We start from the raw sequence: 15,467 nt of genomic DNA on the forward strand, positions 1-15,467 counted from the left end.
GTCCAGCGGGCCCCCGTACGCGGCCCTCCGTCACCGGCACACCATCCGGCCGGTGACGGAGGACCGTCCCTGGGGACGCCGTTCGCTCAGCGTGCCTGTACGTTCCTTCCGCTGTTCAGGGAGAGGAAGGAACGCCAGCCTCCGGCGGGCCGCTCCCCCACCTCCAGGGTGCGCAGCTTGGCCAGCACGCGGGGGTCCTGCGCGTCCAGCCAGTCGACGAGCTGCCGGAAGGAGACGCAGCGCACGCCCTTCTTGGGACAGACCGTCTTCATCACGTCCTCGACAGCGTCCATGTAGACACCGCCGTTCCAGTCCTCGAAGTGGTTCCCGATGACCATGGGGGCGCGGTTGGTGGTGTACGCGCGGTTGAACCCGGCGAGCAGGCCGTCACGCATCTGCTTGCCATAGGCCGCGCGTTTCTCGACGGGTCCGTTGACCGTCACGGACTGGTTGGCGAGGAAGTTGTAGTCCATGGAGAGCGTCTCGAACTCCCGCCCCGGCATGGGCACCTGCTGGAGGGGCAGGTCCCACAGGCCGCTCTTCTTGCCGGGCCAGACCTGTGTGCCGTTGCCGCTGGAGTCGTAGCGGAAGCCCATCTGGCGTGCGGCCGGGAGGAGGTTGCGCTGCCCTTCGAGGCAGGGGGCGCGCCCGCCGACCAGCTCGGTGGAGTAATTGAAGGGGAGGGGTTTGCCGCCGCGCCATCCGGTGGTGGTCTTCCAGTTCTGGACGAACCACCGGGCCTGTCGGATCTCGCTCTTCCACTGCTCGACGGACCAGCTCCCGACGCCGTTCGCGCCGCAGAAATGGCCGTTGAAGTGGGTGCCGATCTCACTGCCGTCGAGCCATGCACCGCGGATCTGCCGCAGGGTGGCGCGGACGTTCTCGTCCTTGAGGTATCCGATGTCGGAGGCCCCATGGCCGTGCCCGGGCGCGGCGTAACGTTTCTTCTGTCCTTCGGGGAGCAGGTACACCCCGCTCAGGAAGTACGTCTGCGAGGCGCCGTACTTCTTGCCGGCCTTGCGGAAGCGGGAGAAGAGCTTCTTGCTGTCCTCGCCCGCTCCGTCCCAGGAGAAGACCACGAACTGCGGTGGCTTCTGACCGGGCCTCAGCTCCCGGAAGCGCGGCTGGTACGGCTGCCGCCCGGTGATCGACGTCGAGCCGTCACCCAGGAGGCGGACCGGCGTCTTGGGCTTCTGCTCCGGGGCCTGGCGCTCCGTCCCCTCGGACCGCTCCGAGGTGCCGCCTCCGCACCCGTTGAGCAGCAGGGTCAGTGACAGCACTCCCAGCAAGGCCGCGCTGCCCGCGGATCGTCTTCGCACGGCCGTCATCGGCTCACCTCGTCCTCTCGCCTCGTGCTCCGACGCGGGTGACCAGAGGTCCCCGCACGGACAAAACGTGACATACAGGACGAAAAAAGTATTTACGACAAGCTGACTTTCCTTGCCGTTCACTCGATGGACGGAACACGGGCGCCATTCGCCCGTTCCGCGCTTCTCCGGCTCTTTACTTGGGATTACTCTCCATTTACCACCACTTGGGAGTCACCAGACGGTCACTCACCGTGCCATCCAGCAAGGGAGACACGATGTCCGCCTGCACCCCCGTCCGCAGGGGCGCCACGGAGCGCCCACCGCCCCCTCGGCGTGCGGACACGACCGGCCTTCCCCCGCGAAAGCGCTGGTCAGCCGACCTTTCCGCATCCATCACCGTGTTCTTGATCGCCCTGCCGCTCTCGCTCGGCATCGCCCTCGCGACGGGCGCTCCGCTCCAGTCAGGGCTCGTCGCCGCGGCCGTGGGCGGCGTCGTGGGAGGACTGCTGGGCGGGGCTCCGCTCCAGGTCAGCGGCCCCGCCGCGGGGCTCACCGTGGTGACGGCCGAGATGATCCAGGTCTACGGATGGCGCGTCACCTGCGCGATCACCATCCTCGCCGGGGTCGCCCAGATCGGGCTGGGCTTCCTCCGCGTCGCCCGCTCCGCGCTCGCGGTGAGCCCCGCGATCGTCCACGGCATGCTCGCCGGGATCGGCGTGACCATCGCGCTGGCCCAGTTGCACGTCGTGCTCGGCGGGAGCCCCGACAGCTCCGCCGTATCCAACGCCCTGGCGCTGCCGGGCCAGTTGGCACACCCGCATCCGGCCGCCCTCTCCGTCAGCCTCCTGACGATCGGGCTGCTGCTCCTGTGGCCGCGGCTGCGCGGCCTGACGGGCAGGTTCGGGCAGGCGCTCGGGAAGGTGCCCGCCGCGCTGGTCGCCGTCGGCGCCGCGACGGCCGTGGCGTCCCTGGCCGGACTGCGGCTCCCCCGCGTCCATCTGCCGTCCTGGCGCAGCCACGCGCTGCCGGAGATGCCCGACGGGCCCGTGCTCGGCCTGCTGTCGGCCGTCCTCACGATCACCCTGGTCACCAGCGTGCAGTCCCTGCTGTCGGCCGTCGCGGTCGACAAGCTGGCGTCCCGCCGCGGCGGGGACGACCGGGTCCCGAGGGCGAACCTCGACCGGGAGCTGCGCGGCCTGGGCGTGACGAACGTGGTCTCGGGGGCGCTCGGCGGCCTCCCCGTCGCCGGCGTGGCCGTACGGAGCGCGGCGAACGTGGCGGCGGGCGCGGTCAGCCGCAACTCCGCCGTGCTGCACGGCATCTGGGTGCTGCTCGCCGCCGGGCTGCTGGTCGGCGCGCTGGAGCTGATCCCGCTCGCGGCGCTCGCCGCGCTGGTGATGGTCGTCGGCATCCAGATGGTGAGCCTGACGCACATCAGGACCGTCACCCGCCACCGCGAGGTGGTGGTCTACGGGGCGACGGCGGTGTCCGTCGTGGTGCTGGGGGTGCTGGAGGGCGTCGGGATCGGCGTCGCGGTGGCGGTGGCCCTGTCGCTGCGCCGGCTGACGCGCACACGCATCACCGTCGAGAAGGAGGACCGCCCGCGTCATCCCGTCCACCGGGTGTGCGTGCGGGGACAGTTGACGTTTCTGGCCGTGCCCCGGCTGAGCCGGGCGCTGGGCCAGGTACCGGAGGGAGAGAAGGCGGTCGTGGAGCTCAACGGTTCGTTCATGGACCACGCCGCGTACGAGACGCTGGAGGACTGGCGCAGCGCGCACACGGCGGGAGGCGGCAGCGTGGAGATCACCGGCCGCGCGGGGCAGCACATCGGGGAGCACGCCTCCTCCCACACCTGCACGCCCTGGACCCCGTGGCGCAACCATCAGTGCACCCGTCCCCACACGGACCACGCGCACCACACGCCCCGCAGGGGGCAACTGCTCGGCGGGGTGCGGAACTTCCAGCGGACCACGGCCCCGCTCGTCCGGGACGAGCTTGCGCGGCTGGCCGAGGAGGGGCAGCGGCCCTCGCAGCTCTTCCTCACCTGCGCGGACTCCCGGCTGGTCACCAGCATGATCACATCGAGCGGCCCGGGCGATCTCTTCACCGTGCGGAACGTCGGCAATCTCGTGCCCCTCCCCGGCGAGGAGGCGGGCGACGAGTCGGTGGCCGCCGCGATCGAGTACGCGGTGGATGTGCTGAGGGTCGAGTCGATCACCGTCTGCGGGCACTCGGGCTGCGGCGCGATGCAGGCGCTGCACGGCGGGGCGGGGGATCGCGACACGCCCGAGGGCGGCGGGACTCCGCTCGGCCGCTGGCTGCGGCACGGCCGTCCCAGCCTGGAGCGCCTGGCCGTACGGGACGAGGAGGCCGCGCCCCGTATCGCCGACCGGGACACGGCGGACGAGGTCGAGCTGCTCTGCCTGGCCAATGTGGTGCAGCAGTTGGAGCACCTGGCGGCCCATGAGTGCGTGGCCCGGCGCGTCCGGGAGGGCTCCCTTGAGCTGCACGGGATGTACTTCCACGTGGGCGAGGCCCAGACGTATGTGATGGACCTGGGCGGAACGAGCGTGCGCCGTCCGGTATTCGCGGCCGTACGGCCCGACGCGCGTGCCGTCTGACGAGGGCACGCGGCGATACGCGAGGGGGGCCGGGGAGGCACAAGAGGTCTACACCATTTTCGACTGAGGCCCTTGTCACAAGGGCGGGGCGGCTGATGAGCTATGGCCGGGACACAGCGCACACCCTGGGAATGGGAGATGTCGTGAGCAACGAAAGCCTGGCCAACCTCTTGAAGGAGGAGCGGAGGTTCGCCCCGCCCGCCGACCTGGCGGCGAACGCCAACGTGAAAGCGGAGGCGTACGAGCAGGCGAAGGCTGACCGGCTGGGCTTCTGGGCCGAGCAGGCGCGCCGCCTGAGCTGGGGCACCGAGCCGACCGAGACGCTCGACTGGTCGAATCCGCCGTTCGCCAAGTGGTTCAAGGACGGCAAGCTGAACGTGGCCTACAACTGCGTGGACCGCCACGTCGAGGCGGGCCGCGGCGACCGGGTCGCGATCCACTTCGAGGGCGAGCCCGGCGACACCCGCAGCCTGACCTACGCGGACCTCCAGCGCGAGGTCTCCAAGGCGGCCAACGCGCTGACGGAGCTGGGCGTCCAGGCGGGCGACCGCGTCGCCGTCTACATGCCGATGATCCCCGAGACGATCGTGGCGATGCTGGCGTGCGCCCGTATCGGCGCCCCGCACTCCGTGGTCTTCGGGGGCTTCTCGGCCGACGCGCTCGCCACCCGTATCGAGGACGCCGACGCGCGCGTGGTCATCACCGCCGACGGCGGATACCGCAAGGGCGGCGCCTCCGCGCTCAAGCCCGCCGTGGACGAGGCGCTGACCCGCCCGGGCACCGAGAAGGTGCGCAACGTGCTGGTGGTCAAGCGCACCGGGCAGGACGACATCTCCTGGACCGAGGGCCGCGACGTGTGGTGGCACGATGTCGTCGAGCGCCAGTCCGAGGAGCACACCCCGCAGGACTTCGACGCCGAGCACCCGCTCTTCATCCTCTACACCTCGGGGACGACGGGTAAGCCCAAGGGCATCCTGCACACCACGGGCGGCTATCTCACCCAGGTCTCCTACACCCACAGCGCCGTCTTCGACCTGAAGCCGGAGAGCGACGTCTTCTGGTGCACCGCCGACGTCGGATGGGTGACGGGACACTCGTACATCGTGTACGGACCGCTGGCCAACGGGGCGACGGAGGTGCTCTACGAGGGCACGCCCGACTCGCCGCACAAGGGCCGCTGGTGGGAGATCGTCCAGAAGTTCGGCGTCACCATCCTCTACACCGCGCCGACCGCCATCCGCGCCTGCATGAAGTGGGGCGACGACATCCCGGCGAAGTTCGACCTGTCGTCGCTGCGGATCCTGGGTTCGGTGGGCGAGCCGATCAACCCGGAGGCCTGGGTCTGGTACCGGCACCACATCGGCGCGGACCGTACGCCCGTGGTGGACACCTGGTGGCAGACCGAGACCGGCGGCATCATGATCAGCCCGCTGCCGGGCGTCACCGAGACCAAGCCGGGCTCCGCGCAGGTGCCGCTGCCGGGCATCAGCGCGACCGTCGTGGACGACGAGGCGCGCGAGGTCCCGGACGGCGCCGGCGGCTATCTGGTGCTCACCGAGCCGTGGCCGTCGATGCTGCGCACCATCTGGGGCGACGACCAGCGGTACCTGGACACGTACTGGTCGCGCTTCGAAGGCAAGTACTTCGCGGGTGACGGCGCCAAGAAGGACGACGACGGCGACATCTGGCTCCTGGGCCGGGTCGACGACGTGATGCTGGTCTCCGGGCACAACATCTCGACGACCGAGGTCGAGTCGGCCCTGGTCTCGCACCCGAAGGTCGCCGAGGCGGCGGTCGTCGGCGCGACCGACCCGCAGACCACGCAGGCGATCTGCGCCTTCGTCATCCTCCGGGGCAACGCGGCCGCGGAAGAGGGCCTGGTCAACGAGCTGCGCGACCACGTGGCCAAGCAGCTCGGCCCGATCGCCAAGCCCAAGCGGATCCTGCCGGTCGCGGAGCTGCCCAAGACCCGTTCCGGCAAGATCATGCGCCGCTTGCTGCGGGACGTCGCGGAGAACCGCACGCTGGGTGACACGCAGACCCTCACCGACTCCTCGGTGATGGACCTCATCCAGGCGCAGCTCCCCGGCGCCGCCAGCGAGGACTGAGCCGCACCCGTACGAGTGACGGGTGACGAGGGGCATCCGGCGACCGCGCCGGGTGCCCCTCACTCGTATTGGTTAGGGTGTGGAGCGCGGCGTAAGAGTCGCGGCAAGAATTGGAGCGCCGGGAAGTCTGGTCGGCACGCAGCACGCTATTGTCCGCCGACCCTCTGGAGGCCCTTCCGTGACCGCGCCGAACCCCGACACCGGCCACGAGAACGAAAGCCGTGAGAACGGCAGCCGCGAGCGCCGGACCGTCCTCTTCGGACGGCTCCCCCTCGGCGAGCGGACCTTCCTCGCCGACGCCCTGCGTACCGAGACCGTCGGCGGCATGCTCCTGCTGGCCGCCGCTGTCGTGGCGCTGGTCATGGCCAACACCGGGCTGAGCGGCTTCTACGAGGACGTCAAGGGCTTCCACTTCGGCCCCGAGGCCCTCCATCTGAACCTCTCCGTCGCCGACTGGGCGAAGGACGGGCTCCTCACCGTCTTCTTCTTCGTCGCGGGCATCGAACTCAAGCGCGAGCTGGTCGCGGGCGAGCTGCGCGACCCCAAGGCCGCGGCCCTGCCCATCGTCTCGGCGCTCTGCGGCATGGTCGTGCCCGCGCTCGTCTACACCGGCTTCGCGCTGGGCGGCGGCGGTGACCTCAAGGGCTGGGCCATCCCGATGGCCACGGACATCGCCTTCGCGCTCGGCGTGCTGGCGGTGCTCGGCACCGGGCTGCCCTCCGCGCTGCGCGCCTTCCTGCTGACGCTCGCCGTGGTCGACGACCTCGGCGCGATCATCATCATCGCGATCTTCTACTCGGCGGGCATCAGCGTCTGGGCGCTGCTCGCCTCGGTCGCCGGACTGGCGCTCTTCTGGTTCCTGCACCACCGGGGCGTACGCGGCTGGTACGTGTACGTGCCGCTGGCGCTCGTCATCTGGGCGCTCATGCACGCCAGCGGGGTGCATGCCACCGTCGCGGGCGTCGCCATGGGTCTGCTGCTGCGCTGCACCCTCGCGCCCGGCGAGAAGACCTCGCCCGCCGAACACATCGAGCACCTGGTGCGCCCGCTCTCGGCAGGACTCGCGGTGCCGCTGTTCGCGCTGTTCGCGGCGGGCGTGGGGATCTCGGAGAAGGCGCTCAGGGACGTGTTCACGCAGCCGGAGACCCTGGGCGTGGTCCTCGGCCTGCTGGCGGGCAAGACGCTCGGCGTCTTCGGCGGCGCCTGGCTCGCGGCCCGCTTCACCAAGGCCGAGCTGAACCGGGATCTCGCCTGGGCCGATGTTCTGGCCATTGCCGCACTCTCCGGCATCGGCTTCACCGTCTCGCTCCTGATCAGCGAACTCGCCTTCAGCGGCGACCCCGGGCTGACCGACGAGGCCAAGGCAGCCGTGCTGATGGGCTCTCTCCTGGCGGCCGTACTGGCGGGCGTCGTACTCAAGCTACGGGCGAAGAAGTACCGTTCGCTGCTGGAAGACGAGGACCGCGACGAGGACGGCGACGGCATTCCGGACATCTACGAGCAGGACAATCCGGAATACCACCTGCGCATGGCCGCCCTCCACGAGGCCAAGGCGGCCGAGCACCGCAGGCTCGCCGAAGTAGCGGGGGCCCGGGACGTGTCGGACGATGGTCCGGCATGATCTGACCTGCGGGAACCACGCACGGAACCAGAACACGGACCCGGAGCACGGGAACCGGACCACAGGAACCGAGAAAACCACAGGGAGAGAGCGATGAGCGCAGCCGACGAGGGCCGCAGCCTCGGCCAGTTGGTCGCCTCGGCGACCGCCGAGATGTCCGCGCTGGTGCACGACGAGATCGCGCTGGCGAAGGCCGAGCTCCGCCAGGACGTCAAGCGCGGCGCACTCGGCAGCGGGGCCGCCATCGGCGCGGGGGTGCTGCTGCTCTTCTCGCTCCCCGTGCTGAGCTTCGCCGCGGCCTACGGCATCCACAACCTCGGCCTCGGGCTGGCCTGGTCGTTCCTCATCGTGGGCGGTGCCTACATCCTGCTGGCGCTGCTCCTGCTGGCGTGGGCCGGGCTCAAGTTCAAGAAGATCAAGAAGAGCCAGGGGGCGCAGAAGTCGATCGCGTCCGCCAAGGAGAGCGCCGCCGTGCTCTCGAACGTCAAGCCGCATCCGCGGGCCTCCGAGGACGGCGCGAAGGAGAGCCCTGCCCTTGAGCATGTGACACGCTCGTCCGTATGACCCTCGCAGAAAGTCCCGCGGCAGTGGTCCGCACCGAAGGCCCGTGGACGCACCGGGACGTGGCCGCGAACGGCGCCCGGTTCCACATCGCCGAAATGGGCGAAGGCCCGCTGGTGCTTCTGCTGCACGGCTTTCCGCAGTTCTGGTGGACCTGGCGGCACCAGTTGCCCGCGCTCGCCGACGCGGGCTACCGGGCGGTCGCCATGGACCTGCGCGGGGTGGGCGGCAGCGACCGCACCCCCCGGGGCTACGACCCGGCGAACCTCGCGCTCGACGTCACCGGCGTCATCCGCTCCCTCGGCGAGCCCGACGCCGCGCTGGTCGGGCACGACCTGGGCGGCTATCTGGCCTGGACGGCCGCGGTCATGCGGCCCAAGCTGATCCGGCGCCTCGCGGTCTCCTCGATGCCGCACCCGCGCCGCTGGCGCGCCTCGATGCTGGGCGACGCGCGGCAGACCGCGGCCAGTTCCTACATCTGGGGCTTCCAGCGCCCCTGGGTCCCCGAACGGCAGCTCGTCGCCGACAACGGCGCCCTGGTCGGACGGCTGATCCGGGACTGGGCGGGGCCCAAGCTCGCGGGGCCGGCCGAGGACGCGGCGGTCGAGAACTACCGCCGCGCGATGTGCGTCCCCTCGACGGCGCACTGCTCCATCGAGCCGTACCGGTGGATGGTGCGCTCGATGGCTCGCCCCGACGGGGTGCAGTTCTACAGGCGGATGAAACGACCCGTACGGGTGCCGACGCTCCATCTGCACGGCTCACTCGATCCGGTGATGCGCACCCGCAGCGCGGCGGGCTCCGGGGAGTACGTCGAAGCCCCGTACCGCTGGCGGCTCTTCGACGGGCTGGGCCACTGGCCGCACGAGGAGGATCCGGCGGCCTTCACGACCGAACTCGTGCACTGGCTGAGCGATCCCGAGCCGGACCGCTGACGCTCCGCCCCCCACGACCCCCAAGAACCGAACACATGCCCGCCGCATAGGCCAATTGAGGGAGCCGCGGGCGATTACTGACCTTGAGCCGGGGGCAGGGACCGGTGTATGGGCTGGACGCACGACTTCCGTGACGTGGCACGTAACCGCAGCCAGCTAGGGGATCCGCGCGAGCATTCCGCGCGCTTCACGGCCCGGCTGCAACCCCAGCACCCCGAGCTGGGGATCCCCCGCATTCTGCGCCGCCGAGCGCGCTGGTTCGGCGCGCGGATACGGCATACGCGCGGCTGACGCGACTGGCACGGCTGAAGCGCCTTCCGCGCGCCCCGGCGCCGCACCTCACATCGCGCATCCCTCGCTGTCGACCTGCTTCGTGGCCGAACGGCCCTTCGCGATGTCCTGGCGCAGCTCGTCGGTGGTCAGCGCGTACCCCGTACGGTCGTCGTCCAGGGACTTCGCGAAGATGACGCCGTAGACGCGGCCGTCGGGGGTCAGCAGCGGTCCGCCGGAGTTGCCCTGACGGATCGTCGCGTAGAGCGAGTAGACGTCGCGGCTGACGGTGCCGCGGTGGTAGATGTCCGGACCGTTGGCCTGGATACGGCCGCGGACGCGGGCGGAGCGGACGTCGAAGGCGCCGTTCTCCGGGAAGCCCGCGACGATCGCCCCGTTGCCGCTGCCCGCGTCCTTCTCGCTGAAGCGGAGCGCGGGCGCCCGGAGCTGGGGCACGTCCAGGACGGCGATGTCGCGCTTCCAGTCGTAGAGCACCACACGCGCGTCGTAGCGCCTGCCCTCGCCGCCGACCTGCACGGTCGGCTCGTCGACGCCGCCGACCACGTGCGCGTTGGTCATCACCTTGTGGTCGCCGAAGACGAAGCCGGTGCCCTCCAGGACCTTCGAGCAGCTCTGCGCGGTGCCGACGACCTTGACGATGCTCTTCTTGGCCTGCTGCGGCACGGGGCTGCCCGCGAGCTTCGGGTCGGGCGGCGGGACGTCCTGGATCGGCTCGTCGGAGAACGGGGTGAACACCTGCGGGTAACCGTTCTTGGCGAGCACGGAGGAGAAATCGGCGAACCAGCCGTCCGTCTGCTCCGGCATCACCCGCGAGACCCCGAGCAGGATCTTGGAGCCGCGCACCTCCTTGCCGAGCGTCGGCAGCGTCGTACCGGCGAGGGCCGAGCCGATGAGCCAGGCGACGAGCAGCATGGCCAGCACGTTCACGAGCGCGCCGCCCGTGGCGTCCAGGGCGCGCGCGGGGGACCAGGTGATGTACTGCCGCAGCTTGTTGCCGAGGTGGGTGGTGAGGGCCTGGCCGACCGAGGCGCAGATGATGACGACGACCACGGCCGCGATGACGCCCCCGGTGCCCGGCTTGCTGCCGTCGGTGAACTCGTCCCAGAGCGGCGGGAGGACGAGCAGGGCGATGAGGCCGCCCCCGAGGAAACCGATCACCGACAGGATGCCGACGACAAAGCCCTGGCGGTAGCCGACGATCGCGAACCACACGGCCGCGAGCACCAGCAGTACGTCCAGCACGTTCACCGAATCAGCCCTCGCCTCGGTCTCTGGTCCAACGGAAGAGACACCGTCTCATGCGCGGGAGTCGAGCGAGACCCGGCGGTCGCGGTCCCACGGCCGCTCCCAGCCGGCGTGGTGCAGGATCCGGTCGATCACTCCCGCGGTGAACCCCCAGACCAGTGCGGAGCCCACGAGGAAGGCCGGACCGGCGTGGCCCGAAGGGTGCACGGCCGTGGCCCGGTTGGCCGGATCGGTCAGGTCGGAGACGGGCACGGTGAACACCCGCGCCGTCTCCGCGGGGTCCACGGGCGCGACGGGCGTGGGCCGCCGCCACCAGCCGAGCACGGGGGTCACCACGAAGCCGCTGACGGGAATGTAAAGGCTCGGGAGCACGCCGAAGAGCTGAACACCCGCGGGGTCCAGCCCCGTCTCCTCCTGGGCCTCACGCAGCGCCGCACGGAGCCGTCCCTCGCCCTGCGGGTCCCCGTCCTCCGGGTCGAGCGCGCCGCCGGGGAAGGAGGGCTGGCCCGCGTGGGACCTCAGGCTGGAGGCGCGCTCCATCAGCAGCAGCTCAGGGCCCTGCCGCCCCTCCCCGAAGAGCACGAGGACGGCCGAGGGCCGCCCGCCGCCGTCCTCGGGCGGCAGGAAACGGCTGAGCTGGGACGGACGCACCGTCCTCGACGCGTCGAGGACGGGCGTGAGCCAGCCGGGCAGACCTCGGTCGCTGACCTCGACGCTGCCGTACGGCTGCAGATCCGGCTGCGGATCCGGCTCGGCACGGCCGTACGGCTCCGGCCCGGCGCTCCGGGCCGACCGACTGTGAGCACCCGTCACCGGGCGGCCCCGGCGGCCGTCGGCGCGGGCCGACCGGGGAGGGGCGGCGCCGGGGTGCCCGGATAGTCCGGCGGGGGCTTGAGCCGCTGGCCGGGCTGACCGCCCATCTCGTACTTCAGCAGCTTCTTGGCCTTCTCCGGGTCCGTCTCGCCCTCTCCGTACGAGGGGCAGATCTCGGCGATCGGGCAGGCGCCGCAGGCGGGCTTGCGGGAATGGCAGACGCGGCGGCCGTGGAAGATCGTGCGGTGCGAGAACATCGTCCACTCACTCTTGGGCAGCAGCTCCCCGATCTCCGCCTCGACCTTCTCCGGATCGGTCTGCTCGGTGAGCTTCCAGCGGCGCACCAGCCGACCGAAGTGGGTGTCCACGGTGAGCCCGGGAACCCCGAACGCGTTCCCCAGCACGACGAAGGCGGTCTTACGGCCGACTCCCGGCAGCTTCACGAGGTCCTCGACGGTCCCGGGGACCTCGCCGCCGAAGTCGTCCCTCAGCCCCTTGGAGAGGCCGAGCAGCGACTTCGCCTTGGCGCGGAAGAAGCCGGTCGGGCGGATCAGCTCCTCCAGCTCCTCCGGATTGGCCGCGGCCATGTCCTCGGGCGTGGGATAGGCGGCGAAGAGCGCGGGCGTCGTCTGGTTGACCCTCAGGTCCGTGGTCTGGGCGGAGAGGACGGTGGCGACGAGGAGCTGGAAGGGGTTCTCGAAGTCCAGCTCGGGATGCGCGTAGTAGTACACCTCCGCCAGCTCGCGGTTGATACGGCGGGCACGGCGGACCTTGGTGACGTGCGACTCGGCGGCGGTCTTCTTGGAAGCGACCGTCTTCTTGGCGGCGGCCGTCTTCTTGGCGGCGGCCGTCTTCTTGGCGGCGGCCGTCTTGGTTGCTGCCTTCTTGGCCGTGGCGGCCTTCTTGGCGGCGGGGGCCTTCTTGTCCGCCGCGGTCTTCTTGGCGGCCGTCGTCTCCTTGGCCACCGTCTTCTTCGTGGCGGCCTTCTTGGCGGTGGTCTTCTTCGCCGGGGCCTGCTTCTTCGCGGCGGTGGTCTTCTTCGTCGCGGCCTTCTTGGTCACGGCCTTCTTGGCCGCTTTCGTCCCCTTCGCCTTCTTGGCGGGGTCGTGTTCGCCCACAGCGGAATCCTCCGTCGCCGTCACCCGCCCGGCCCCCTCTCTCCGTGCGCTCACCGGGGTATTGGACACCCGGCCAGACTAAGGGGGGCCGCCGACATTCGCCCCGCACGCAGCCGATCCTCGACCCCAATCGGCCCCTGCGTTGGGGGCCCCGGTGTGCGTACGTCAAACTTGTGACTGATTGCTGTGACTGATCGCACTGTTTGACCGTCCGGCATCATGGGATTGACGCATCCCATGGGCAGGTCGACAAGGAGAGAACTCGTGGACGACGTTCTGCGGCGCGCGCCGCTCTTCGCGGCGCTCGATGAGGAGCAGGCCGCTGAGCTGCGTGCCTCCATGACCGAGACGACTCTCGCCCGCGGTGAGGCCCTGTTCCACGAGGGCGACCCAGGCGACCGGCTCTACGTCGTGACCGAGGGCAAGGTGAAGCTGCACCGCACCTCCCCGGACGGGCGCGAGAACATGCTGGCGGTGCTCGGCCCCGGCGAGCTGATCGGCGAGCTGTCGCTGTTCGACCCGGGTCCGCGTACGGCGACGGCGTCGGCGCTGACCGAGGTCAAGCTGCTCGGCCTGGGCCACGGCGACCTCCAGCCCTGGCTGAACGCACGCCCGGAGGTGGCCACCGCCCTGCTGCGCGCCATCGCCCGGCGCCTGCGGCGCACCAACGACTCCATGTCCGACCTCGTCTTCTCCGACGTGCCGGGCCGGGTCGCCAAGCAGCTCCTCGACCTGTCGCGCCGTTTCGGCGTGCAGTCCGAGGAGGGCATCCACGTGGTGCACGACCTCACGCAGGAAGAGCTGGCCCAGTTGGTCGGCGCGTCCCGCGAGACGGTCAACAAGGCGCTGGCGGACTTCGCCGGCCGCGGCTGGCTCCGTCTGGAGGCCCGCGCGGTCATCCTGCTCGACATCGAGCGCCTGGCGAAGCGGTCCCGCTGACCCTTCGCCCCCACGGGCCCTAGGGCCCTACAGCCCCTATGCCCTCGGCACGTCCGCACGTCCCTACGCGCCGGGAGCCGTCTCCTGCTGGGTGGCGCAGTGCACGCCCCCACCGCCCTCCGCCACCGTGTCAATGGCGACCTGGCGGACCTCGCGGTCCGGGTGAAGGTCCCGCAGGAGGCTCACCGCACGGGCGTCTCCCCTGCGATCGCCGAAGCGCGGCAGGATGACGGCACCGTTGCAGACGTAGTGGTTCACGTAGCTCGCGAGGAAGTCCTCGCCCCTGTCGCCCAGCTCCGACGGTTCGGCCTCGGGCAGCTCCACCAGGGTGAGCCGCCGCCCCCGTGCGTCCGTCGCCTCCCTCAGGACCTCGCGCGCCTGTGCGTAGACCCCCGCCCATACGGGCCCCGCGTCCCGTGAGGGGCGGCTGAGGACCACGACGCCGGGCGCCGCGAACCGGGCCAGGGCGTCCACATGGCAGTCGGTGATGTCGTGTCCCCGCACGCCACGGAGCCAGATCACCTTTTCGACGCCCAGGGCGTGCTTGAGGACACGCTCGATCTCGTCCCTGCTCAGGCCCGGGTTGCGGTTGGCGTTGACCAGGGAGCTCTCGGTCACCAGGAGGGTGCCCTGGCCGTCGGCCTCCAGCGAACCGCCCTCGGCGACGAGGCCCGGCCGGATACGGGGCGTGCCCGTACGGCGCAGGACGCGACGGGCCACGCGGTGGTCGTGGAAATGGGTCTGCTTGCCACCCCAGCCGTTGAACCCGAGGTCCAGACCCGCGCGGGCGCCGTCCGCGCGCAGGACGCTCACCGGCCCGGTGTCCCGCACCCACAGGTCGTCGACCGGGACGGGCCAGACCTCAGCCGCGCCCCCGGTGCGGCAGCGCGCGTCCCGTACGTCCCCGGGGCGCGCGAGCAGCACCACCGGCTCGTACTCGGCGATCGCGCGCGCCAGGGCCGCGATGTCGCGCCGTACGCGCGGCGCCCAGGCTCCCCACACGGGCCCCTCGGGCGGCCAGGCCATGAACGTACGGGAGTGGGGGCTCCGCTCGTCGGGCATCCGCCAGGGGCCCTGTACGCCCTTCTGAGCGCCGGGCGCGGCGACGGCGGGGTCAGCGGCGCCGAGGACGCCCGCGCCCGCGAGCGCGGCGCCCAGGCGCAGGACGGCGCGGCGTGCGGGTGTGTGCGGCATGGTGCGCCTCCGTTTCCGTCAGGGATTCCGTCAGGGATTCCGTTCGGGCTTCCGGTCGGCTTCTGTTCGGGCCGTAGATCCCGGATTCCTGACTGAATTTTCAGTCAGCCTCATCGAGCGTACCCCGCCGCCCGGTACTGTGCGCTCTGTGTCCGACCGGCGAACCCGCATCCTCGAAGCGTCCACCCGCTGCATCGCGCGCGACGGCGTGCGCGGACTGCGCGTGGAGGAGGTCGCCGCGGGGGCCGGGGTCTCGACCGGGCTGATCTACTACCACTTCAAGGACCGCCCGGGCCTGCTGCGCGCCACGCTGGACCACGTCAACGAGCGCACCGAGCGCTACACCGAGCCCCGGGGCGCGACCGCCCGCGAGCGGCTCGAGGAGACGCTGCTGCTGGAACTCCAGGACACCGACGAGGTGCGCGAGGTCAGCGCCGCCTGGGGCGAGTTGCGCGCCACCACCGTCTTCGATCCCCAACTGCGCGACCAGTTGCGCCTCTCGACGGCGGAATGGACGGCCGAACTGGCCGGACTGGTGCGCGCGGCACACACGGAGGAGCCCGCACGGCGCGCGGCCGACCCGGAGGACTCCGCCGGCCGTCTCGTCGCGCTGGTGGAGGGGCTCAGCGAACTGTGGCTCAGCGGCTCGATGGAGCTGGACCGCGCCCGCGCCCTGCTGCGCGGGGCCGTCGCCCTCGAACTCGGCTGAGC

The 15,467-nt window shown here is 71.1% G+C and carries 12 protein-coding genes; 7 read left to right on the forward strand and 5 right to left on the reverse strand.

All coding sequences use genetic code 11. The annotated features are described in order from the left end of the window. Positions 1–86 precede the first annotated feature (86 nt). Complete coding sequence (locus tag ABD343_RS03470) at positions 87–1,328, reverse strand: polysaccharide deacetylase family protein (protein WP_344523785.1); 1,242 nt, start codon at positions 1,326–1,328, stop codon at positions 87–89. 257 nt (positions 1,329–1,585) lie between these two features. On the opposite strand from ABD343_RS03470, the gene ABD343_RS03475 reads away from it, so the two are divergent. The 5 genes from ABD343_RS03475 (at position 1,586) to ABD343_RS03495 (ending at position 9,156) form a co-directional block, all read left to right on the forward strand. Continuing rightward, positions 1,586–3,931, forward strand: coding sequence for a SulP family inorganic anion transporter (locus ABD343_RS03475; protein ID WP_344523787.1), 2,346 nt, complete (start codon positions 1,586–1,588; stop codon positions 3,929–3,931). A gap of 143 nt (positions 3,932–4,074) precedes the next feature. Beyond that, positions 4,075–6,039, forward strand: a complete 1,965-nt coding sequence (gene acs / locus ABD343_RS03480; protein WP_344523789.1) for an acetate--CoA ligase — start codon at positions 4,075–4,077, stop codon at positions 6,037–6,039. 178 nt (positions 6,040–6,217) lie between these two features. Next, positions 6,218–7,660, forward strand: coding sequence for a Na+/H+ antiporter NhaA (nhaA, locus tag ABD343_RS03485; RefSeq protein ID WP_344523791.1), 1,443 nt, complete (start codon positions 6,218–6,220; stop codon positions 7,658–7,660). A gap of 93 nt (positions 7,661–7,753) precedes the next feature. Next, entirely contained in the window at positions 7,754–8,224 is a 471-nt protein-coding gene (locus ABD343_RS03490) for a phage holin family protein (protein WP_344523793.1), read from the forward strand. Beyond that, complete coding sequence (locus tag ABD343_RS03495; protein ID WP_344523794.1) at positions 8,221–9,156, forward strand: alpha/beta fold hydrolase; 936 nt, start codon at positions 8,221–8,223, stop codon at positions 9,154–9,156. The genes ABD343_RS03490 and ABD343_RS03495 overlap by 4 nt, the downstream gene beginning before the upstream one ends. 339 nt (positions 9,157–9,495) lie before the next feature. Here the strand turns inward: ABD343_RS03495 and ABD343_RS03505 are convergent, their stop codons facing one another. The 3 genes from ABD343_RS03505 to nth form a co-directional block, all read right to left on the reverse strand. Further along, positions 9,496–10,695, reverse strand: coding sequence for a MarP family serine protease (locus tag ABD343_RS03505; RefSeq protein ID WP_344523798.1), 1,200 nt, complete (start codon positions 10,693–10,695; stop codon positions 9,496–9,498). A 48-nt stretch (positions 10,696–10,743) separates the two neighbouring features. Further along, a complete protein-coding gene (locus ABD343_RS03510; protein ID WP_344524369.1) occupies positions 10,744–11,424 on the reverse strand; it encodes an NUDIX hydrolase in 681 nt (226 codons plus the stop codon). Between the two features lie 77 nt (positions 11,425–11,501). Continuing rightward, positions 11,502–12,623 (reverse strand): endonuclease III, encoded by a 1,122-nt coding sequence (nth, locus tag ABD343_RS03515; protein ID WP_425578098.1) that lies wholly within the window; start codon positions 12,621–12,623, stop codon positions 11,502–11,504. Positions 12,624–12,887: 264 nt separating this feature from the next. On the opposite strand from nth, the gene ABD343_RS03520 reads away from it, so the two are divergent. After that, on the forward strand, positions 12,888–13,562 hold the full coding sequence (locus ABD343_RS03520) for a Crp/Fnr family transcriptional regulator (protein WP_030883129.1): 675 nt from the start codon (positions 12,888–12,890) through the stop codon (positions 13,560–13,562). Positions 13,563–13,625: 63 nt separating this feature from the next. Here ABD343_RS03520 and ABD343_RS03525 read toward each other — a convergent pair whose 3' ends face one another. Further along, positions 13,626–14,756, reverse strand: a complete 1,131-nt coding sequence (locus tag ABD343_RS03525) for an agmatine deiminase family protein (RefSeq protein WP_344523800.1) — start codon at positions 14,754–14,756, stop codon at positions 13,626–13,628. 148 nt (positions 14,757–14,904) lie between these two features. Here ABD343_RS03525 and ABD343_RS03530 point away from each other — a divergent pair, with 148 nt between their 5' ends. Then, positions 14,905–15,465, forward strand: a complete 561-nt coding sequence (locus tag ABD343_RS03530) for a TetR/AcrR family transcriptional regulator (protein WP_344523802.1) — start codon at positions 14,905–14,907, stop codon at positions 15,463–15,465. The last annotated feature ends 2 nt before the right edge of the window (positions 15,466–15,467 follow it).

This window comes from Streptomyces albiaxialis, from assembly GCF_039530985.1.
GTDB lineage: Bacteria > Actinomycetota > Actinomycetes > Streptomycetales > Streptomycetaceae > Streptomyces > Streptomyces albiaxialis.